The 21808-nt window shown below is 64.5% G+C and carries 17 protein-coding genes and 2 tRNA genes; 4 read left to right on the forward strand and 15 right to left on the reverse strand.

Features of this window, described 5'->3' with window-relative positions; all coding sequences use genetic code 11:
• Positions 1–28: 28 nt before the first annotated feature.
• The 3 genes from J2Y70_RS11040 to uvrB all read right to left on the reverse strand — a co-directional run bounded on the left by J2Y70_RS11040 (position 29) and on the right by uvrB (position 2659).
• Positions 29–286 carry a hypothetical protein gene (locus J2Y70_RS11040; RefSeq protein WP_309917197.1) on the reverse strand — a complete coding sequence of 86 codons (258 nt, stop codon included), beginning with the start codon at positions 284–286 and terminating at the stop codon, positions 29–31.
• A 180-nt stretch (positions 287–466) separates the two neighbouring features.
• Positions 467–541: transfer RNA gene (locus J2Y70_RS11045), tRNA-Val, on the reverse strand.
• Positions 542–637: 96 nt separating this feature from the next.
• Positions 638–2659 (reverse strand): excinuclease ABC subunit UvrB, encoded by a 2022-nt coding sequence (gene uvrB / locus J2Y70_RS11050; protein ID WP_263394918.1) that lies wholly within the window; start codon positions 2657–2659, stop codon positions 638–640.
• A gap of 146 nt (positions 2660–2805) precedes the next feature.
• Between uvrB and J2Y70_RS11055 the strand changes: the two genes are divergently transcribed.
• Both J2Y70_RS11055 and J2Y70_RS11060 read left to right on the forward strand, forming a co-directional pair.
• Positions 2806–3333, forward strand: coding sequence for a GspH/FimT family pseudopilin (locus tag J2Y70_RS11055; RefSeq protein WP_309917200.1), 528 nt, complete (start codon positions 2806–2808; stop codon positions 3331–3333).
• A 55-nt stretch (positions 3334–3388) separates the two neighbouring features.
• Positions 3389–3465: transfer RNA gene (locus J2Y70_RS11060), tRNA-Asn, on the forward strand.
• A gap of 44 nt (positions 3466–3509) precedes the next feature.
• On the opposite strand, the gene J2Y70_RS11065 is transcribed toward J2Y70_RS11060, so the two are convergent.
• The 6 genes from J2Y70_RS11065 to J2Y70_RS11090 are packed head-to-tail and all read right to left on the reverse strand — an operon-like array spanning position 3510 to position 10018.
• A complete protein-coding gene (locus tag J2Y70_RS11065; RefSeq protein WP_309917203.1) occupies positions 3510–3947 on the reverse strand; it encodes a type IV pilin protein in 438 nt (145 codons plus the stop codon).
• A 44-nt stretch (positions 3948–3991) separates the two neighbouring features.
• On the reverse strand, positions 3992–7396 hold the full coding sequence (locus J2Y70_RS11070) for a PilC/PilY family type IV pilus protein (protein WP_309917206.1): 3405 nt from the start codon (positions 7394–7396) through the stop codon (positions 3992–3994).
• Between the two features lie 15 nt (positions 7397–7411).
• On the reverse strand, positions 7412–7945 hold the full coding sequence (locus J2Y70_RS11075; protein WP_309917209.1) for a PilX N-terminal domain-containing pilus assembly protein: 534 nt from the start codon (positions 7943–7945) through the stop codon (positions 7412–7414).
• Positions 7942–8952 (reverse strand): prepilin-type N-terminal cleavage/methylation domain-containing protein, encoded by a 1011-nt coding sequence (locus J2Y70_RS11080; RefSeq protein WP_309917212.1) that lies wholly within the window; start codon positions 8950–8952, stop codon positions 7942–7944. The genes J2Y70_RS11075 and J2Y70_RS11080 overlap by 4 nt, the downstream gene beginning before the upstream one ends.
• Positions 8949–9413, reverse strand: coding sequence for a type IV pilus modification protein PilV (gene pilV / locus J2Y70_RS11085; protein ID WP_263398480.1), 465 nt, complete (start codon positions 9411–9413; stop codon positions 8949–8951). Before pilV ends, J2Y70_RS11080 begins: the two co-directional genes overlap by 4 nt.
• Positions 9414–9424: 11 nt before the next feature.
• Positions 9425–10018 (reverse strand): GspH/FimT family pseudopilin, encoded by a 594-nt coding sequence (locus tag J2Y70_RS11090; RefSeq protein ID WP_309917215.1) that lies wholly within the window; start codon positions 10016–10018, stop codon positions 9425–9427.
• 129 nt (positions 10019–10147) lie between these two features.
• Here J2Y70_RS11090 and J2Y70_RS11095 point away from each other — a divergent pair, with 129 nt between their 5' ends.
• Positions 10148–11191 carry a histidine kinase gene (locus tag J2Y70_RS11095; protein ID WP_309917218.1) on the forward strand — a complete coding sequence of 348 codons (1044 nt, stop codon included), beginning with the start codon at positions 10148–10150 and terminating at the stop codon, positions 11189–11191.
• Between the two features lie 43 nt (positions 11192–11234).
• Here J2Y70_RS11095 and ppnN read toward each other — a convergent pair whose 3' ends face one another.
• The 6 genes from ppnN to grxD all read right to left on the reverse strand — a co-directional run bounded on the left by ppnN (position 11235) and on the right by grxD (position 21054).
• Entirely contained in the window at positions 11235–12623 is a 1389-nt protein-coding gene (gene ppnN / locus J2Y70_RS11100; protein ID WP_263394925.1) for a nucleotide 5'-monophosphate nucleosidase PpnN, read from the reverse strand.
• Positions 12624–12728: 105 nt separating this feature from the next.
• Entirely contained in the window at positions 12729–16016 is a 3288-nt protein-coding gene (locus tag J2Y70_RS11105; protein WP_309917223.1) for a carboxypeptidase regulatory-like domain-containing protein, read from the reverse strand.
• A 690-nt stretch (positions 16017–16706) separates the two neighbouring features.
• On the reverse strand, positions 16707–19085 hold the full coding sequence (locus J2Y70_RS11110; RefSeq protein WP_309917225.1) for a TonB-dependent receptor: 2379 nt from the start codon (positions 19083–19085) through the stop codon (positions 16707–16709).
• Positions 19086–19400: 315 nt separating this feature from the next.
• Entirely contained in the window at positions 19401–20000 is a 600-nt protein-coding gene (locus tag J2Y70_RS11115; protein WP_263394928.1) for a YhgN family NAAT transporter, read from the reverse strand.
• On the reverse strand, positions 19997–20722 hold the full coding sequence (locus tag J2Y70_RS11120; RefSeq protein ID WP_263394929.1) for an SDR family NAD(P)-dependent oxidoreductase: 726 nt from the start codon (positions 20720–20722) through the stop codon (positions 19997–19999). Before J2Y70_RS11120 ends, J2Y70_RS11115 begins: the two co-directional genes overlap by 4 nt.
• A gap of 11 nt (positions 20723–20733) precedes the next feature.
• Positions 20734–21054 carry a Grx4 family monothiol glutaredoxin gene (grxD, locus tag J2Y70_RS11125; protein ID WP_263394930.1) on the reverse strand — a complete coding sequence of 107 codons (321 nt, stop codon included), beginning with the start codon at positions 21052–21054 and terminating at the stop codon, positions 20734–20736.
• 126 nt (positions 21055–21180) lie between these two features.
• Between grxD and J2Y70_RS11130 the strand changes: the two genes are divergently transcribed.
• On the forward strand, positions 21181–21759 hold the full coding sequence (locus tag J2Y70_RS11130) for a Fe-Mn family superoxide dismutase (RefSeq protein WP_309917229.1): 579 nt from the start codon (positions 21181–21183) through the stop codon (positions 21757–21759).
• The last annotated feature ends 49 nt before the right edge of the window (positions 21760–21808 follow it).

Here is a 21808-nt window from a genome sequence, read left to right on the forward strand (position 1 = left end):
TCCTCCCTGATGCACCGTGGCGGCTATTCTAGCTTCGGCGCCGGGTACTCGGCTTGCTCTTCGACGGCTTTTTTTCGACGCTGACGCCGCCGCCGTCCTGCTCGACCAGGTTGTCCATCCAGACCCGCGCCTCGTCCAAGGACATGTCGTGCGAATCCAGGCGCGCGCCGCCCTCGGTGGTCACGGTATAGCCGACCACGTTGGCCGGGCTGTATTCGGGTTCGCGTGTCAACGCCACGAGTTGGTAGCGTCCTTTGACTTGAATCGTATGATGATATTCCATCATGCGCACGGCCTCCTCGCCTGATCGTCGCCTGGATGCTAAAGCAAGCCGGGCGCCAGGGCCACCCGCCGCCAGCGGAGGCGGTCCGACCGCCCTGCACGACGGCCAACAAAAAAGCCGGCAGGCGCCGGCTTTGTCGTGTTCCACGAGTGCATTGTCCGCGAGTGCGTTGTCCGCATGTCGTGGTGGGCGGTACAGGGTTCGAACCTGTGACCCCTACCATGTCAAGGTAGTGCTCTACCGCTGAGCTAACCGCCCATCGCTGCTGCGGCCATACCGCTGCAGGGGCGCGAATCTTAGCCCACCTTGCGGCCAAGAACAATAGCCGCGAGGACCAGGCCAGCTGCCGTGCGGCTAGCTGACCAGGCTGGCATCGCGCAGCTTCTTGATCTGGTCGCGCACGCGCGCCGCGTCCTCGAACTCCAGGTCGCGGGCGTGCTGGTACATCTTCTGTTCCAGCGCCTTGAGCCGGGATGCGACCTCGGCCGGATCCAGCATGCGGTAGTCGGCCGGCTCCTCCGCCACCCGGCGTCCCTTGCCCTTGCCCGACTTGGCCTCGACGGCGGCGTCGCCACGCGCGCCCTCCAGGATGTCCACGATCGGCCGCGCCACCGACTTCGGCGTAATGCCGTGCTCCAGGTTGTACTCCACCTGCTTCTCGCGACGCCGTCCGGTCTCGTCGATCGCCGCCTGCATCGAGCGGGTCATCCTGTCCGCGTACAGGATCGCCTTGCCGCGCAGGTTGCGCGCAGCGCGGCCGATGGTCTGGATCAGCGAACCGGTGGACCGCAGGAAGCCTTCCTTGTCCGCGTCCAGGATCGCCACCAGCGACACCTCGGGCATGTCCAGGCCCTCGCGCAGCAGGTTGATGCCGACCAGCACGTCGAACTTGCCCAGGCGCAGGTCGCGGATGATCTCCACGCGCTCGACCGTGTCGATGTCCGAGTGCAGGTAGCGCACCTTGACCCCGTGCTCGCCCAGGTACTCGGTGAGGTTCTCGGCCATGCGCTTGGTCAGCGTGGTGACCAGCACGCGGTCGCCCAGCGCCACGCGCAGACCGATCTCCGACAGCAGGTCGTCGACCTGAGTCCCGACCGGGCGGATCTCCACTTCCGGATCGATCAGCCCGGTCGGGCGCACCACCAGCTCGGTGATCTCGCCGGCCGATTCGCGCAGCTCGTATGGGCCGGGCGTGGCCGACACGTAGATGCTGCGCGGCGAACGCGCCTCCCACTCCTCGAAGCGCAGCGGCCGGTTGTCCAGCGCCGACGGCAGGCGGAAACCGAACTCCACCAGCGTCTCCTTGCGCGAGCGGTCGCCCTTGTACATCGCGCCGATCTGCGGGACGGTGACGTGCGACTCGTCGACGACCAGCAGCGCGTCGGCCGGCAGGTAGTCGAACAGGGTCGGCGGCGGCTCGCCAGGCGCCTTGCCGGTGAGGTGCCGGGAGTAGTTCTCGATGCCGTTGCAGTAGCCGACCTCGGCCATCATCTCCAGGTCGAACTGGGTGCGCTGCGCCAGCCGCTGCGCCTCGACCAGCTTGTTCTGCGCATACAGCTGCTCCAGCCGCTCCTTCAGCTCGATCTTGATCGTATCCACGGCGCTGAGCGTACGCTCGCGGGTGGTGGCGTAATGGGTCTTCGGATAGACCGTGTAGCGCTGCAGCTTGCGCAGGGTCTCGCCGGTCAGCGGATCGAACAGGGTCAGGTTCTCGACGTCGCCATCGAACAGCTCGATGCGCAACGCCTCGCTGTCCGACTCGGCGGGAAACACGTCGATGACCTCGCCGCGCACGCGGAACGTGCCGCGGTGCAGTTCGTACTCGTTGCGGGTGTACTGCAGATCGGTCAGGTGCTTGATCAGCTGGCGCTGCTCGATGTGCTCGCCGATCGACAGGATCAGGCGCAGCGACAGGTAGTCCTCCGGCGCGCCCAGGCCGTAGATCGCCGAGACCGTCGCCACCACCAGCGCATCGCGGCGCGACAGCAGCGTCTTGGTCGCGGCCAGGCGCATCTGCTCGATGTGCTCGTTGATCGAACTGTCCTTCTCGATGAAGGTGTCCGACGACGGCACGTAGGCCTCGGGCTGGTAGTAGTCGTAGTAGCTGACGAAGTACTCGACCGCGTTGTTCGGGAAGAACGCCTTGAACTCGCCGTACAGCTGCGCCGCCAGGGTCTTGTTCGGCGCCATCACCAGGGTCGGCTTCTGGATCGCCTCGACCACGTTGGCGATGGTGTAGGTCTTGCCCGAACCGGTCACGCCGAGCAGGGTCTGCTTGGCCAGCCCGGCCTCGAAGCCGGCCACCAGCTTCTCGATCGCCTGCGGCTGGTCGCCGGCGGGCGAGTATGGCGATACGAGTTGGAAACGGTCGGACATGGATCATCACCTTGAGACGACAGATGAGTATAGCGAGCGCTGGATGACAGCCACGTCTGGAAAATTCCTACAAGCCAGCCGGCATCCCGGCGATCCCCTCCCCGCGCGGCCTCGCCCAAGCTGGCAATGCCAGTCGAGGAGGCGCCATGAACGGAAGGATGCGAGGTTTCACACTGACGGAAGCGCTGGCCGCCATGGCCATCGCGGTGGTTGCGCTGGGCATCGCGCTCCCCAGCTTCAGCCAAATGCTGAACAGGCACCAGGAGCTCGCGGCGACCAACGAGATGCTCGCACAGCTCGCCCTGGCCCGGACGTGGGCCATCTCCAGAGGGCAGCCCGTTGCGCTCTGCCCGTCGATCGATCGGCAACAGTGCCACCCAGCCGTGGAATGGGGCGGCAACTGGATCATCTACGCCGACCCGGACGGCAACCGGCAACCGGACGCGAGCAGCGATGTCCTGACCCTCTCACCGGCGCCGGGCGGCGACAGGCTTCGCATCCTGTCCTCGGCCGGCCGCACGCAGCTGCGCTATCTTCCCAGCGGCAGGGCCGCAGGCAGCAACCTCACCCTCCGGCTGTGCAGCAATCAGGCCGTCGCGGCCGAAGTGATCGTCAGCGCCACCGGGCGAGCGCGCTCGGCGCGCCTGGCGGATCGGCCAGCATGCGCACAATGAGGGATGCGGACGGACGCTTGCCAGCCAGAAAAGATGTGCCTACAATACGCGCCTCGCCCGAATAGCTCAGCCGGTTAGAGCACTTGACTGTTAATCAGGGGGTCGTTGGTTCGAGTCCAACTTCGGGCGCCACGCATTAAAGAAAAACCGCCGTTTATCGGCGGTTTTTTTTTGCCTTACCAGCACTGTGCAGGCGTGGAGGACAGAGTGCCGCTGGCCGAACGCGTACCGCGCTGATCGATCTGCAGCGTCGCGCACTCCGTGTCCTTCGCTTGCGCCTTACCCGCGATCGGCACTGCGGTGATCCTGAAGCTGGAAGCATCGCTGGCAGCAAGACTCACCGTATAGAAGCGGGTCACGTCGGCGCTGCACGCAGGCAGCGCTGGGGCGCTGTCATCTGCATTCACGTAACTCATGGACGTGGTGTGGAAACGCTCCATGTACTGCGCGGCCTCCTGCACGCATCCAGCCGCCGCCGAACGCCGCGCCTTGATCATCGCCCAGTTGTAGCTGGCCATGGCGATACCGGCCAGGATGGCGATGATCACCACCGTGATCATGATCTCGATCAAGCTAAAACCACGCTGCCCAGAAAATCGACTGCCACTACGCATGCCATGACTCCGGTGGGGGTGAAGGACGATTGAAGTGGGCGCACTCATTCCTGGATCGCCTCCCGCCACTGGACACGCCCGACCTTGCGGATCTCGCGGATCTTTTTGCAGACCGCGCTGCCATCGTTGATGTTGAGGCAAGCCAGGCCGCCGCTGCTGCCCGAACCGCCCCCGGTGAAGTAGTTGCTCGAGCTGCCCAATCCACCCAACGCGACCGATGCCACCGGAATTTTCACGCCATTTACCGTCAGTGTCTCGTCGGCATAGGAACCGTCCTGATTGAGATCGAAGAACGACTGGCCGAGGCTTGACCCGGTAAAAGCGTCAATTGCATTGTCCTGACCCTTACCACCGGGCAGACACGGGTCGTCATCGGGAATATTGCTGGTGAATGTCAGAACGCCTGAGATGACGTTCACACCAGTGTAGACCCGCTCGCCATTGGCCGTTGCCGGCGCTGGATCTGCAACTGGTGGATCGATCAAGTCCAGATACCAGCCCTTCTTGCCTGTACCCAACGCACTGTTGGCTTCCATGACCCGCACGTTCTGATTATTGACCACGCCCTTGGCAGCGAATTTCCGGCGCTGCAGATCGGCCTTGGCAACTGCGGTTGTGGAGTCCTTGATGCCGTAGACAGTCTGCACAGTGGTATTGGTCACGTCGTCGGCGGTGAGGAACCGACCTGTGCCGAAGAATATCCATAGATTGAAGGTCGCCGGATCGCGCGCTATCGCCGGCGCCGACGTGATCGGCTGCGCAGTACCGGCGGAATTTGTCGCGGTGAACATGCGCAGGCGATTGGATGCAGTGTTCCAGCTGGATGTCGTCGATGCGGAAAGATCGAAGCGCCAGAGGTTGCCCTGCAAGTCGCCGGCATAGGCGTAGTCGATGGTACCGTTGCCGTCGATGTCGCGAACGGCCGGCGCAAACAGTCCGTTCGGCGACGTCGAGGATCCGACGCCGGTGTCGATTTCGGAGAGCAGCGCGCCGTCGCTGAGCCGGTACACGAACAGCACCGCACGCTCGCTGGTGCTGTTGGGACCATTGGCCACGATCACGCCCAATTCGCCGTTGTTGAGCTTGGCGATGACGGGCGCGCCAAGATTCAGGCCCATGTTGTTGTCCGCAGCAGTGGACGCCAAATTGTCGCCCGCTTTTTCCCAGAGCACATTGCTGTTGGAGAAGCTGCCAGGGTTGGTGACATCCAGCGCGTAAATGCCCTTACCACCGCGCCCGAGGGTGCCCACCAGGATCGTCTGATTGCTCAACTGATCCTTGCGGGAAAGACTGATCGGACCATCCACGAAGAACCGGTGGTCGTAGTCCGGCGCACTGAGGGTAGCCAAGTCGGTGAAGTTGAGGCTGCCAGGCACGTAGGCAAAGCGCTCCACGCCATTGCTCGCATCGAACGCATGCATCATGCCGTCGTTGGCGCCGACATAGATGGTGCCGCTGACGCTGTCGTAGGCCGGAGAAGAATTGACGATGTCGCCGAGCAGGGTGCTGCGCGTGCGCAGGTACCCGCCGGTGCGATTCAGCTCGAGATCCTGGCTTCCCGCGATATAGGCGGCGTTGTCGGCACCCGTCACCGCCGCAGCGGTCGCCGTCACCGCACGTGTCAATGCCGTCTGTTGTGCGGAGGTAGGAAACGCCGCACCCGTGCTACCGCTCCACGTACGGATATTGCGGCCTGTGCTGGGAATGCTGCTGCGCCATGTTGGAGCAGTGGTATCTACACCCGTGCTCGTGACCGGGACGGCTTTCATTTCGCCCGTCCATATCCCTGACACGAAGGTCGCCTGATAGACATGCGTATCGCTGGTAAGGCTACTGGAATTGGCGGCAAGATTGCCGCCGGTACCGGTACGCTTCACGATTTCCCCCAGTGCAGCCTTCAGTCCCTGGGTAAACTCGTTAGGATTGCTGGCGACAATGAAGCTGCCGCGACCATTGACCGCTGCATGCCACAAATCGTCGACGTTCTGAATACTGTTATTGACCGGCGTGGGCCAATTCTTCGCCCCCGAGGTTATTGCAGGCAGGTCCGTTTTCGGGTCGAGCGTTCCCTTGGCGCCGATAGAAATAGCAAACGTCGTCATGTGCTGCCAGAACGCAGGATCCGAGGCGCTACTAGGCACCCTGTTCACCAAATCCGTTCGAAGATCGGTTTTCCAGTAGCGCATCGCGACGTCGGCCAGCGTGTCCGAGTCGGAACTGCTGTAAGGACGGGCAGGCGTATAGGTGTAGGGATCGCCAACAGGCCTGGTTATCTCGGAACCCGCAACGTTATCCTGTTCATTGACATGAGTTGCATAGTTATCCTTGCCATTCCAATAGCCGTCCGTCGTCAAAATCGTGAAATTCTGTCGGCAAGCAAACTGGGCAGCCCCGACTTGCGGGCCGTAAGGCCCGCCAGCCGCACTGCTGCTGAAATACTGCCCAGCATCGTTCAGCGCTCCATGGAGCGGCGTACCCCCTCCTGCATCGGCTCCATACAACCGCTGATACCAAAGCGTCCGATTGTTGTCCGCGCCATTCACGCCATTCGGATTATCAAAAAATCCATTATTCCGACCGACAGGAATGGGAGCCGCCTGAGTGATCAGATTCCCTGCAAGCTCCTTTCGCCAAATAGTGCGGAACCCGACACGTATGTTTGTACCAAGATCGCTGAAGGCGCGGCCAGCGCTTCCTTTTGCCACCTTCATTCGAGTACGACTGTAAGACCACCAGGTCGCGAAATTCCTACGCTCCTCCGCCTCGCTCCTGTGAATGGGCAAACCCGGAGAAGGGACCGGAGTAACAGGAGTGTCCCGGGTGCAATTCTTCCATTGCCAGCCGGCATTTGAGTTGCTACATCCGCTTCCAGTCAACCCTTGCTGACCAGACACACCAAACATCAACTCACTGCGGATGACCGTAAGATCCGTACGAATTTGGTAACGATAATAATTTACAGCATTTGAGAGATAGCTCTCGGCGGTATTGGAGAGGTCTTTGGGGACATAAAATGATCTATCCGAGCCGGAAAGACTCACATTATCCGTCAAAAACTCAACATTATTATAAACGCTACCATAGTCCATCCCGCCGGTCATGGGGGCACCAGCAGCATCCACCCATGGCTCATAATTGACAGCAGGATTGTAATAGATGGTATTGCGCGCATAAGTACTATTGCCAATATTCAAGTTGTTACCATCAATGGTAACCAATACTTGCGGCACGGCGTCTGGCATATATGCGTTCTCCATGGAACCCGAATCGTCCAGGATGAACAACACATTGGGCGCGATGCGCCCACCCGATTGCAACGGATAGCTCGGCACGACGATACCGGCGCTGGCGGGCAGCGAGAGCATGGTGCAAGCGAAAGCGGCTGCGAACGCATTGAGACGAGGCAAGAAGCTATGCCTGCGCAGACGAACGTCGTGGAACTGGCTCATGATGGTGACTCCGTCTTACGGCGCGATATAGCTTGATTGAAGGATGACACTGGCACGACCCGGCGCTTCGCTGCGCGCGACGATCCGGTACATCGGGCGCACGCAGATCGGCTGTCCCGTGTACTTCTCGTCGCTGTTGCATTCGAACCAGGCTTCGGAAGTGCCCATGTATTCGATGTAGAACTGGGTTCGCGATGCGGAAGCGCTGCGCGTCGTGGTGGACGCGTCCACCCAGCCTGCGAAGCTGGCGTCACGCCAACGCTCCGTCTGGGTCGCCAGAGGTTGGCCGCAGACACCTCCACTGCATCCATTGCCCGTCGGCACCGCGGTTTGAGCCAGCGCAAGCGCCTCGCCCTCGCGCAATGCCGATTCTGCGGCCTGGAAGTTCACGCTGCGATCGAGGAGATTGCCGCTCATCCGCTCCTGCATCAGCGTGCCGCGCACGACCGCCAGGCCCAGGAGGGTCATCACCAGCAGCAGCATGAGCACGACGATCAAGGACACGCCGCTTTGCCGCGCAACCCGCGGCCGATCTGAGGTTCTTATCATTGGTTGCGATTCCGCAAGGTCACGACGTTGCTGATCGTGCGCGTCAACGGCAAGCCATTCGTCCCGATCGCATCCTGGGTCTGGAACGTCAGCGACAGGTTGATCGCGGTGACTTGATCCCAGCGCGTGCCGACGGTCGTGGCGCTGACATAGCCACCTTCACTGGGTACGAGATAGGTGATGACCATGTTCTGCACGTTTTCGGCCACTTCCTGATTGAGGATTGCCGGCGTACCGGCGGTGTTCGTCAACACCCCCTGATACAAGGAGCGTCCGCCCCTAGAGTTGGTGCCGATGAACCAGCGCGACGCGTTCAAGCGGCTGAGCATCGTGTTCGGCCCATACGTGAAGACAGAACCGTTGATGCCGAGGTTGCTGCTGGAATTGCCAGGCGACCCGCCCACGGCATGGCCGATGGTCGTCGTGCCCGCCCCGCTGCTCATCTGGAACAGCGCGCCGGTGCGCAACACGCCTGTCGCCTGGGAGTTCGGACCGCAGGCGATCAGAAGATCGCCGTTGCGTAAACCGTGGGCGTTGGTGTTGACCGTGAACTGCGCAGCGGCGGGCGTATGCGCGGTGACGATCGCGGTCGCATCACCGGACGACATCAGCATCAGCCCCTCGGTGTTGGCCACACGATTTGACACCGTATCGGGGAAGCTGCCGCTGGCCGACACCCCCACCAGCCGGTTGCCCGACCAATTCGTCCACCAGCGCGACGCGGGATTGTTGATGACGTTCGACATGCCCATGTTGTCGCTGCTGTTGCACTGGTTCCCGCCCGCCTCGCGGATGTCACGCGTCATCAGCTCGAACGCCGTTCGCACGTTTTCCTGGACGCGCCCCAGGTTTTCCGTCGCGGCATAGGTACGCCGGTTGGTGATGAAGATGCCGATGGCGGCGCCGACCACGAGCAACCCCAGTACCAGCGAAATCATCAGCTCGATCAGGCTCATGCCCGCGCTGTGGCGCCTGCCTGGCGCCCCACTCCGCCACATGCGACTCATAGCCGGGTCACCGTCTGGAACTGCTGCGTCTGCGCCGCGGTGGCATCGGCCGCGGCATGGCTGGCCCTGCTGTCATCCCATTGCACGGTCACCTGACATGCAGCGGCGCTGCAATTGATCGAACCGCACGCGGAAGCGCCCATGATCGCCTGCAGCGAGTTGAGGAAATTGCGCTGATCGACCACCACTTGCGACGTGCCTGTCGGCGCGACGCAGGTCATGCTCATGTTGTAGTTGCCGTCCCGGGCCGCCGCCACGTTGGCGCGCATCGCATCGAGGATGCCGGTAGTACCCACGACCACCTGGCTACGCTCGAAGGAACTCTGGTTGTTGCGCAGGGCGGTCGCCTGCAATGCGGCGACCCCCAGCATGCCAATGCCCATGATCAGGACGGAGATCAGCACCTCGATGAGGCTTATCCCACGTTGCGACGCCGGTGATGCCGGGCGCGAAGAAGACATATGCATAGAATTCACGGAGGTGGAGAGTCTGATGGCGCAGGGCATGTAGCGTCGCCTGGCGTAGTGGCGGATCCGATACGGCTGCCGCCCACGACATACACGACCCGCAGATTGTCGTTCGGGCGCGTCGTCGCGATACAACTGGAAAACCCCGCATTGAGCAACATGCCGGTGCTGCTGCGGGCGAACCCGTCCGGACTGAACACGATGCGGTCGTTGTTGCCGCTGACCGCCGCGCTCACGCTCATCTGGACCGGGGTCTTTACCGCACTTACGCGTAAGGCGTTGGATCCGGTCAAGACGATCGTGATCCATTGGTTCCAGCCGCTACCCGCTGCGCAAGTGGTGCCGTTGTCGCTGCGGCACACCGCGACGTTTCGATTGAGACGGATCGCCTCCGAGCGCGCGAGCTGAAGCGATGCGACCATTTCGTTCGACGCCGACGTCAGCCGGCTGGTGTTGATCAGGTAGGTGTAGCTCGGAATGGCGATGCTCATGGCGATCGCCAGCACGACGACCGTCACCATCACCTCGATCAGGCTGAAACCACCGATCCGTCGGCGCCGTCCGAAGTCGCGCGGCCGCCCGGCATGAAAGCGTTGCATGTCGTATCCCCTTTTCCCGCCCCTAAATTAGAACCCTGCCCAGGCCAATGCCAGCGAGGTCCGATAGGCGGTGGAAGATCGTAGCTGAACGGCAGCCTGGGCGACATGGGCCAGAGGATTCGAGGCATCATGCGCCATCTTCCGACACCCGCACCCATGCGCCCCGCAACTGCCCGGCACACGCCGCTCGACATCCTGTGGCAGCCCGCCACCCTGATCTGGGTGCTGTTGGCGGGCGAAGCCGTCGCCACGATCCTGACCTTGGCACCCGGCCAGGCGACCGCCGGATGGGTGCATTTCGGCCTGGCCTCGTTGCTGCTGCAATGGACCGCGTTCACCACGCTGGCAATACTCTATCTGGTGCGGGCTCCTCTCGAACGCTGCCGTCCGCAGCAGGTCGCCTACCTCGCCGTGGCGCTGCTGGTGATCATCGCCGTGGCCGTGCATGCCGTTGCGTGGGCTATCTTGAAAGAGCTCACCCTGCTCCATGGCGGCTGGCACACGTTCCTGCTCAAGGTGGCCGCCATCGCCCTCACCCTGGGATTGATGGCGCTACTGGCGTTCCAGAACCACTGGCGCGTGCAACAACTGGCAGTGCAGGCCAAACAGGCACAGCTCGAAGCACTTCGTGCACGGATCCGTCCGCATTTTCTGTTCAACACGCTCAACACCGGGGCGGCACTGGCACGCTTCCAGCCAGCGCAGGCGGAGCGCTTGCTGCTGGATCTCGCCGATCTGTTCCGGGCAGCGCTCGCAGGACCGGAACGGCTCAGCCTGGAAGAGGAGCTGTCGCTGGTGCGGCGCTATCTCGACATCGAGAAGATGCGCCTCGGCGAGCGCCTGACCACCGAGTGGCAGCTACCCGATCCATTGCCGCAGATCGAGGTGCCGACGCTCTCGATCCAGCCACTGGTGGAGAACGCGATCCGACACGGGATCGAGCCCAGCACCATCGGCGGGTACGTCCGCATCCGAGTCGGACAGGACAGCCACTGGATCACGATCGAGATCGTCAACTCCCTGCCGACCGATGGAAACGTGGCCAGCGGCGGCCACAGGATCGGCCTGGACTCGGTCCGCGCGCGGGTGGAAAGCACCGGCAATGGCAAGCTGAGCACCCGGCATGGGACAGACAGCTTCGTCAGCCTGCTGGAACTGCCCCGCCCGCAGTGATGCCGCTCTCGCGGCCGCCATTCCGGCGGCCGCCGGTTCTCGCTCAGGCCATGACTCGATAGCAAGGCCGATACTCGCCGGAGATCTTCATCCGCCGCTGTTCGACGAAGGCGCGCAGCAGTTCGTCCAGGGCCTGCATCATGTCCGCGTCGCCGTGGATCTCGAACGGGCCGAACTCCTCGATGCGGCGCATGCCGTCTTCCTTGACGTTGCCGGCGACGATGCCGGAGAAGGCGCGGCGCAGGTCCGCCGCCAGCGCGTGCGGCGGGCGCCCGTGGTGCAGATCGAGAGCGGCCATCGCCTCGTGGGTCGGCGCGAACGGGCGCTGGTACTCCAGCGGGATGTGCAAGGACCAGTTGAAGTAGAAGGCGTCCTTCTGCTCCTTGCGGTACGTGCGCACCTGCTGGATGCCGGCCGCCATCTTGCGCGCCACCGCGATCGGATCGCCGACCACGATCTCGTAGCGCGAGGTGGCCGCCTCGCCCAGGGTCAGGCGCAGGAAGCGGTCGATCTGCTCGAAGTACGGGGCGGCGATGGTCGGGCCGGTCAGGATCAGCGGGAACGGCAGCGCGCGGTTCTCGTCGCGCAGCAGGATGCCGAGCAGGTACAGGATCTCCTCGGCGGTGCCCACGCCGCCGGGGAACACGATGATGCCGTGGCCGATGCGGACGAAGGCCTCCAGGCGCTTCTCGATGTCCGGCATGATCATCAGGTGGTTGACGATCGGGTTCGGCGACTCGGCGGCGATGATGCCCGGCTCGGTGATGCCGATGTAGCGGTTGTCGTGCTTGCGCTGCTTGGCGTGGGCGATGGTGGCGCCCTTCATCGGCCCCTTCATCGCGCCCGGGCCGCAGCCGGTGCAGATGTCCAGCCCGCGCAGGCCCAGCTCGTAGCCGACCTGCTTGGTGTACAGATACTCGTCGCGCGAGATCGAATGGCCACCCCAGCACACCACCAGGTTGGGATCGGCCGGCTGCAGGATGCGCCCGTTGCGCAACTGCCCGAACACGGCGCTGGTGATGCCTTCGCTGGACTCCAGGTCGGCGGCCGATTCCGGCCCCAGTTCGATGGCCATGTAGGCCAGGTCGCGGACCACGGCGAACAGCAGTTCGGCCACGCCGTTGATGATCTCCCCGTCCACGAACGCCATCGCCGGCGCATTGAACAGGTCGATGCGCACGCCGCGGTCGCGCTGGACCACCTGGATATCGAAGTCGGGGTACAGGTCGCGCGCGGCGCGCGGATCGTCGGACGCGCTGCCGCTGGTCAGCACCGCCAGCGCGCAGCGCCGCAGCAGTTCGTGCAGGCCGCCGCTGGAAGCATCGCGCAGGCGCACCACTTCCGCGCGCGAGAGGATGTCCAGGCCGCCGCGCGGGTAGATCCGCGCGTCCACTACCGGCAGCGCCCGCGCCGCCGTGTTGCTCGTCGTCATATCGGAATTCTTGTCGTTGTCGTCAGCGGCGACTTTAGCGTCAGCCCCCGCAAAAGAAAACGGCCGGGTTGCCCCGGCCGTTCTCCTGTCACCATGCGCGCAGGCTTAGAACGTGTAGCGCAGGGTCAGCAGCAGCGACCAACGCTGCGACGGGTTCTGCGTTTCGTTGATGGCCAGATCGGTCGGCGCGTAGGTGCCGTTGCGGTTGTACAGGCTGGTGCTGGAGATGTCGTAGATGTACTTGCCGTCCGCGGTCACGCCGGCCACGTTGGCCAGGTTGCGGACCAGCGGGAAGTCGGCACGACGCTCCACGCCCCAATCCTTGTCGATCATGTTCAGCACGTTGAACATGTCGAGGCGGATCTCGCCCTTGTGGCCCTTGGCGAAACCGGGGATTTCCTGGCTGAAGGACATGTCCAGCTGGTTGACCCACGGCGCCCGCGAAGAGTTGCGCTCGGCCACCTGACCCTTGTAGCGCGCCAGCTCCGGATGCTTGCCGACGTATTCCCAGAACGACGAGGACAACTGCTGCGAGGCGGCATTGGCCCAGACCACATCGTCCGGACCGGACGGCACGTACGCCAGCGAGCGACCGGACAGGCCGAGGCCCTGCGCATCGTTGCCGAACACCCAACTGTACGGCGCGCCGTTGTGGCCGTCGTAGAACGCCGAGACGCGGGTCGCGTAGTCGCCGAAGAACTTATGCTCCCAGCTCAGCTGCGCGATGATGCGATTGGGGATGGAGTAGTTGGAGATGCCTGAGACGTCGTCCGACGGGTTGTACCAGGCACGATTCTGGTAGCTGCTGAAGGCGACGCTGGAGGTGCCGGGATTCACTTCGGTGGCGCGGCTGTGGGTGTAGGCCAGCATCGCGCTCCAGGTGCCGTTGAAGGGCTTCTTCAACGACACGGTGAAGTTGTCCGACTTGCCCTTGTCCGTGTTGGTCAGAAGGATGACGTTGCTGAACGAAGCGTTCTTGTTCCAGTTGGCCGTGTTGGTGCTGCCGGGCGCCTGGTTCGGGAAGCGCGCATAGGTGTTGCGGCCATCCGGCAGCGTGCCGGTCGGCGTGCCCATGTTCAGATCCTGGTACAGGATGCCCTTGTCGACGTCGAGGTGCTGGTACTCGGCGGTGAACACCAGGTCCTGCCACGGCAGCTGGTGGTCCAGGCCCAGGGTGTACTTGTAGACGGCCGGCAGCTTGAAGTCCGGATCGACCACGTTCACGGTCATGCTCGAGCTGCCCAGGCCCGGCGGCGTCACCGTGCCGCCCGGGACGTTCTGGCCGAACGGATCTGCGCTGAACGCCGGGTCGGCGGCGGTCTTGCGGCGATTGACGTCGTAGGTGGTCACCGCGACGCCGTTGTTGGAATAGGGGTTGCCCACCCAGACCGCCGGCGTGTTGGAGATGAACAGGCCCGCGCCGCCGCGCAGCTGAGTCGGACGCTCGGTGCCCAGGTCATAGTTGAACGAGAAGCGCGGCTGCAGGACGTTGTTGCCGTCGATCGTGCCGGTGTTGGGGAAGCCGAAGCCGCCCACCGCCGCATTGGCGTTGGCCGGCGTCGCGCGCAGGCCGCACGCGCCGAAATTGCCGGTGACGCCCGGATCGGCGGCGAAGCACGGGTTGTAGGTCGGCAGCGGATCGACCTTGGGCATGTCGTAGCGCACGCCGTACTGGATCGACAGGCGATCGGTCGCCTGCCAGGTGTCCTGCAGGAACAGGCCGTACTGCTTCATCTTGAAGATGGCGGCGACGTTGTCCAGGCTATAGCCAGCGGCCGGCTGCGAGAGCTGGTAGCGGCGATAGGTGCCATTGGCGAAGTCGGCGATCGAGTTGAAGGCGTAGGTGCCGTTGTAGCGCTGCAGGAACAGGTTGTAGACCTCGTCCTGCTGGTAGTCCACGCCGGCCTTGACCACGTGGTCGCCGAGGAACCAGCTGCCGGCGAAGTATGCGTTCCAGCTCTTCACGCTCAGCACGTTGGCCTGGCTGGAGAAATCGGTGCCGAGCAGCACGCTGGTGCCGGTATCGGCGCCGCTGGTGCGCACGGTGACCTCGGGCTGGTAGCCGCCGACCAGCGGCGCGCGGTCCTGCTCGAACTTGCTGTAGCCCACCGACGCTTCGGTGGAGAACTTTTCGCTCCAGTCGTCGTAGAAGCTCAGCGCATAGCTGGTGTTGGTCTTGTTCAGCACGTACCAGTTGCTGGAGAGCTTCAGCTGCGTGGAGTTGCTGGCGGTGATGATCGGCTCGTCTTCTTCGGTGCGGCTGAAGCGCAGGCTGGCGCGGTGGTAGTCGCTGATGTTCCAGTCGAGCTTGGCCAGGTAACGCTTGCTTTCGATGTTGGTGCTGGTCGAACCGTCGTCGCCCGGCGAGAGCCCGAGGCTTTCGGCGGTGGAGGTGATCTGCTGGAGCTGCGCGGTGGTCAGGCCGTTGACCTTGTTGGTGGCGCTGGAATCGGAAGTGCCCCAGATCGCGCCCGGGCTGGTCTTCTCGCTCTCCTCGTAGGAGGCGAAGAAGAACAGCTTGTCCTTGAGGATCGGGCCGCCCAGGGTCGCGCCCTTGGTGGTGTCCTTGGTATAGCCGGTCCACTTGGCGTCGGTCTTGCCCTTGCCGATCATGTCGTCGGCGTTCTGGTAGACGTAGTAGGCCGAGCCGTGGAAATCGTTGGTGCCGCTCTTGGTGACGGCGTTCACCCACGCGCCCACGCCGCGCCGGGTGGCGACGTCGAAGTTGGCGGTGGAGATGTTGTAGCTCTCGATCGCGTCCTGCGAGATCGGCGTGCCCTTGGTCGGCAGGCCGTTGTCGTTCAGGCCGAACGGGTCGCCCGCGCTGATGGTGTCCACGGTGATGCTGTTGTAGCGGTTGTTCTGGCCCATCGCCGAGAATGCGCCGCGATCGCGGTCGGTGACCACGACGCGGGGATCGGAACGCACCACGTTCTGGATCGAGCGGTCAGGCATCGGCGTGCGGTCGAGATCGCCACGCGACAGGTTGGTGGACACACCCTTGTTGTCCGCGGTGAACGCCTCGGCACCGCGGGCGGCGGTCACCGTCATCCCTTCCAACGTGGCGACGTCGCCGGTCAGCTGCGCATTGACGCTGGCGACCTGATCCAGGCCCAGATAGATGCCTTCCTGGGTCTGGGTGCCCTCGCCCGACTTGGTGATGGTGACGTTGTACGGGCCGCCGACGCGCAGGCCGCGCGCGTTGTAGCGACCGGTCGCATCGGTGCTCGCGCGGCTGACCGTTCCCGACTCGACGTGGGTGATGGTCACTTCGGCGCCCGCGACGGGCTGGCCATTGTGGGTGACCACGCCGCCGATACCGGAGGAGGTGCTCTGGGCAAACACGGGGGCGGCGGCGAGCGCGGCGACGAGGCCAAGGGTGAGCTTGGACATCCGGAGACGGCGGGGTTGAGTCATTGCAATAGCCTCGATGGAAGTTGACGAAATGCGCATAGCTAGCCGTCCCTGGTCGACGCACGGCAGCGGAATGAGGTTCGTGCCCCCTTGCTGGATCCCCCGCAAGGGTTAACGTGAGTTTAACACCATAGGGCCGATTTGTTGCCAAAACGTGACAGTCAGACATAAGCGGACATGACACGACATGCATCGCAGTTTTGTGGCATGGCGGACACGCGTTTGGCATCCCGCACGCGGCTGGTTCGACCGAGGTACGGCGCAGCACGTCCGCATTAGTGCGGGCTTAGCCGAACGACGCCAGGTGGAGCGCTTTGACAAGCCTTTTCGGCCAGGGAAAGCCCAGCCGGCCAGCGTGCGCCTCCTGGCGGATTGGCAGAGCGGGAAGCGGCGTCAAGGCACGCGTCACCGCCTAGTAGCAGCGGCATCGGCCCGCGTCCTACCCCCAGGCGGTTTCCCTTCCTCTTCAGTCCCGGCGCGGCGAGCGCCGCCGCTCCCGGCCAACCGAAGCGACCTGTCCACGCCTGCACTCGCCCCAATCGGATGAGGAGCCAGCACGACGCGGCGCCCTCCCGGGGCGGAGGTGCCGTTTGCAATGCCGCAAACGCAAAACGGCCGGGGCAAGCCCCGGCCGTTCATTGTCCCGCCCCGGTTGGGGCAGGCCTTGCCTCAGAACGAGGCGCCGAACGTCACCGCGAACGCGCGCGGCTCCAGCACCGAGTAGTACGGCGTGCCGGTGGACACCACGTCCGGGTAGTCGCTGGCGCCGGACGCCGCCAACACTTGCGTGGTGCTGGCCCAGGTGACGGCCTGCTTGTCGGTCAGGTTGTATAGATTGAGCTTGATCGACGGCTTCTTCAGCCAGCCCCAGTCGGCGAAGGCGTAGCCGGCGTCGGCGCCGAAGGTGGTGTAGCCCCCTACCCGTTCGGTGTTCATGTAGTCGCCATAGCGCGAGCCGGAGTAACGGCCCTTCAAGGCGACCCAGAAGTCGCCGATGGTGTAGCTCAGGCGCAGGTTGGCCAGGTTCTTCGGGGTATTGGCCAGCTGCTTGCCAGCGACCGCGTAGTCGTAGATGCCTTTGGACGTGCCCACCGCCAAGCTGTCGCTCAGGATCTTGGCCTGGGTGTAGGTGTAGGAACCGTAGAGCTTCAGAGTGTCGGTGATGTTGTAGCTGGCTTCGCTGTTGAAGCCGCGCATGCGCACCTTGCCGATCGAGATGTAGGTGGTCAGCGCCGTCGTCTGATCGTAGCTGGACATCTGCTTGTTGCTGTAGTTGCTCTGATACAGCATGGTCGACAGCGAGAAGCGGTCGCCGTAGTAGCGCCAGCCCAGGTCGTTGGTCCAGGCCGATTCCGGTTCCGGAATGTCCTGCGCGGCCGACAGGTTCACCGAAATCGAGTTGGTCGCCGGCACGCGGAAGGTCTTGGCCACGCCGTAGTAGAACTGGTTGCGGCTGTCCGGGGCGTACTTGATGCCGAAGGCCGGCAGCAACTTGCTGTAGCTGTTGTCGAAGTCCACGCCGATCTCTTTGGTCGTATCCGGCCACTGGTAGTTGTGGCCCTTGCGCGTGGCATGGATCCAGGACACGCCGTAGTTGATCGCCCAGTCGTCGGCCGGGGTCCAGTTGTCCTGGACGAAGTACTTCTGCACGTCGGTCACGGTGTAGGTGCGGTAGCTCTGCTGCACCTGACCGTCGGCATAGGTCAGGAAGCAATCGTCGCTGTCGGCCCAGACATCGCACGCCTGGCCGCTGGCCTGATCGGTCTTGACGATGCTGTTGTTCTGGCTCTTGCGCGAACGGTCGTACCACAGGCCATAGACCAGATTGTGGTCCATGCCGATGTCCTGGAAGAACTTGGCGACCACGCCCGGACGCACCGTGCTGGAATAGGAATAGGTGTAGTCGACGTCGCGGCTGCCGCTGACGGCGCTGGAGTAGCCGTAGACGTTGCCGCTGCCGGTGGACGGATACACCGATGCGGCGCTGGAACCGCCGCCGTCGCCCCACCACACGTACGGCACCACCGAAAGACGCAGGCTGTCGCTGAGCGTGAACTCGCCGTCCAGGCTGGCCAGCAGGCTCTTGTAGGGGTTGCGCCGCAACTTCCAGTAGGACTGGTCGGCCGACGTCGTGCCGCCGCCCCAGCTGTCGTTGTAGTCGTAGTCGTAGGCGCTCGCCAGCTGCGCCTTGCTGGCGGTGTTGTAGGAGTAGTTGGACTGGCGGTTGTACTGGAACGACGCGCTGATCGAGTTGCCCGGGCTGATGTCCCACACGCTCTTGCCGTCGATCTTGTTGACCGACATGTCGCCATTGCCCTTCCACTTGTCGGCGCTGTTGGTCGAGAACGACACCCACGAGCGCAGCGGCCCGGTGTCGCCGGTATTCACACGCACGAACGTGCGCCGATAGTCGTTGCTGCCGAAGCTCTGGGTGAAGTCCACGCCGAACGCATGGCTCGGGTCGATCGTCGACCAGGCGATCTGGCCGCCGGTGGCGCCCATTTCCGGCTGGTCCACGTTCGGCGTGCCCTGGGTGACGGTGATGTCGTTGTAGTTTTCGGCATCGCCGTACTCCGTGGCATAGACCGAGTAGCTGCCGCTGTCGGTCACCGGCGCGCCGTTGACGGTGACGCCGATCGCCGAGGAGTCGAAGCCGCGCAGGCTGTAGTTGCCGTTGTTCAGGCCGGTCACGTCGCTGGTGGCGGCGTCCACGCCCGGGATCGCATCGATCATCTGGGTGAAGTTGCTGCCGCCGGAGGCCTGCGCGATCGCCTCGCGAGTCACCGTGGAAATCGCTTTGCTGGCGGTCTGCACGGTCATGTTGCCGCCGCCGAGCACGTAGCCGCCCTTGTCGGCGCTGACATTGACCTTGTCCAGTTGCTGCACGCGCTTGGTGTCGTAGGCCGCGGTGGTATTGGAGGTGCTGGAGGCGGTGACGCGCTCTGTGCTCTCGGCGCCGGCGTCCTGGGCCAGCGCCGGATGGGCCGAGAGCACAGTGGCCAGCGCCAGGGAAAGAGCGGAAATACGGTGGACGGAACGGGACTTCATCGGGCAAACGCCTCTGTGGCTAACGTGGGAGCGGCAGAGAGCGGCGGGACGATCTGGCTGGACATGGCGCACAGCACCCACCGCTTCGGAGGGCGCTACGGTAGGCAGGCTATTTCGCCCGCGTATGCCTCGGGCGTTTACGGAAACTTAAGATGGCGTCACGCGCCGACACGCGGCGGCACAAAAAAGCGCCGGAAATGTCATCGAATTGCCGCAAAGGGCTGTGGTGTTGCAGCGCCGGCGCGTCGCGACAGGCGCTGCGCAGGCGCAACGCGGTGCGGGGCGCACGCCGCGGATGGCGGCGCGAGCGCCCGCTCAGCCGGCGACCGGCAGCTTCAGATAGGCGCTGAGGCCGTCCAGGAACATCTGCACCGAGATCGCCACCAGCAGCATGCCCATCAGCCGCTCGACCGCGGTCAGCACGCGCATGCCGAGCAGCTTGTACAACAGCGTGCCGGAGAACAGCAGCGCCGAGGTGCCGATCCAGGCCAGGATCAGCGCCAGGCTCCATTCGCCCAGGCGCGACGGTTCGTTGCTGCCCATCAGCATCACCGCGGCCATGCCCGACGGTCCGGCCACCAGCGGGATCGCCAGCGGCACGATGAACGGCTCGCCGTCGGGAATCTCGCCCATCAGGCCTTCCGGACGCGGGAAGATCATGCGGATACCGATCAGGAACAGCACGATGCCGCCGGCGATCGCCACCGATTCCTGGCGCAGGTGCATCACTTCCAGGGCGTACTTGCCGCCCCACAGGAACGCCATCAGCACGCCCAGCGCGATCAGCAGTTCGCGCGCCAGCACGATGCGCTGGCGCTTGGGCGGCAGCGGCTTGAGCACGCTGAGGAACACCGGGATGTTGCCCAGCGGGTCGAGGATCAGGAACAGCAGCAGCGCCGCCGACAGGATGGTCATGCGCGGGGATTCCAGATTGCGCCGCGGTGCGCAGCGCCGGCCGGTGACAGCAGCTCCACGCAGGCGTCCGCGTAGCGCGCCGGATCGACCGCGTCGAAGTCTTCCTGATGGGTGTAGGCGCGGGCGCGCAGCGCGGTGCGCATCGGCCCCGGCTGCAGCCCGGCCACGCGCACCGTCGAGGCGGCCAGCTCGCCGTGCAGGGTCGCCAGCAAACCGCGGCGGCCATGCTGGGCCGCGCCGTAGCCGCCCCAGTAGGCCTGGCCGACGCGCGCCGGATCGTCGAGCGCGAACACGATCGCCGCGTCCGGCGCCTGCTTCAGCAGCGGCAGGCAGGCCTGGGTCAGCCAGCCAGGCGCGGTCAGGTTGACGTGGATGGCGCGTGCGAACTGCGCCGGGTCGGCGTGCTCGAGCGGGGTCAGGCCGACGAAATCGGCGGCGCAGTGCAGCAGGCCGTCCAGCCGACCGAGTTCGGCGTGCAGCCGCTCGGCCAGCGTCGCGTAGTCTTCCGGCGTGGCGCCGAGCAGGTCCAGCGGATACAGCAGCGGCTGCGCGCCGACCGCGGCGATCGCATCGTAGACCCGGTTCAAGCGCGCCGGCTTGTGCCCGAGCAGCACCACCGTGGCGCCGGCCTGGGCACAGGCCAGCGCCGCGGCGCTGCCCAGCCCGCCGGCGGCCCCGCACACCAGCACCACGCGCTGCGCCAGCGCGCCCGCGTGCGCCATCGCCGGCTCGGTCACGGCTGGTAGGCCTCGGCCACGATGCGCTGCAGCTCGCCGGATTCGAACAATTCCAGGGTGATGTCGCAGCCGCCGATCAGTTCGCCATGGATGAACAGCTGCGGGAACGTCGGCCAGTTCGAATGGCGCGGAAGATTGGCGCGGATTTCGGGCTCTTCGAGCACGTTGACGGTGTGCAGGCGGTCGGCGCCGGCGGCCAGCAGGGCCTGCAGCGCGCGGCTGGAAAAGCCGCACATCGGGTACTGCGGGGTGCCCTTCATGAACAACACGATGGGGTGGCGTTCGACGTCGGCCTGGATGCGCTCCATCACCTGCATGGGGGTTTTCTCCTGCTTGGGCGAAAGAACGACCTCGGCGGTCGGCTAGACTTTCGCGTAGCCGCATAGTGTAAGCCCTGCGCATGCCGGTACCGACATGCGCGCCCGAAACCGCTCCGAGGATCCATGGCCATCGAACTCGCTCCCCTGCCCTACGACCGCGCGGCGCTGGCACCGCACCTGTCCGCCGAGACCCTGGACCTGCACCACGGCCAGCACCAGCGCGCGCTGGTGGAACGGCTCAACGCGCAGATCGCCGGCAGCGAATTCGCCGACCTGCCGCTGCAGGATCTGGTGCGCCGCACCCAGGGCCGCCTGTTCCAGCACGCCGCCGAGGTCTGGAACCACGAGTTCTATTGGCAGGGGCTGCGCCCGCGCGGCGGCGGCGAACCGGGCGGCGCGCTCGGCGAGCGCATCGCCAAGAGCTTCGGCGACGTCGCCCGGTTCAAGGCCGATTTCGAACGCATGGCGCTAGCCGTGTTCGGTTCCGGCTGGGTCTGGCTGGTGCAGCGCCCGGATGCCACGCTGGCGCTGGTCGCCACGGCCAACGCCGGCTCGCCGCTGACCGGCGAAGACACCCCGCTGCTGGCCTGCGACCTGTGGGAGCACGCCTACTGCATCGACTACCGCAGCGACCGCGCGCGCTACCTGGAGGCGTTCTGGAGGCTGGTGAACTGGGAATTCGTGGCGGCGAATCTGCGCTGAGGCGGGGATTGGGGATTGGGGATTGGGGATGACCGGCCTGCGGCCGTGT

It is taken from the genome of Xanthomonas sp. 1678, assembly GCF_031455575.1.
Lineage (GTDB): Bacteria > Pseudomonadota > Gammaproteobacteria > Xanthomonadales > Xanthomonadaceae > Xanthomonas_A.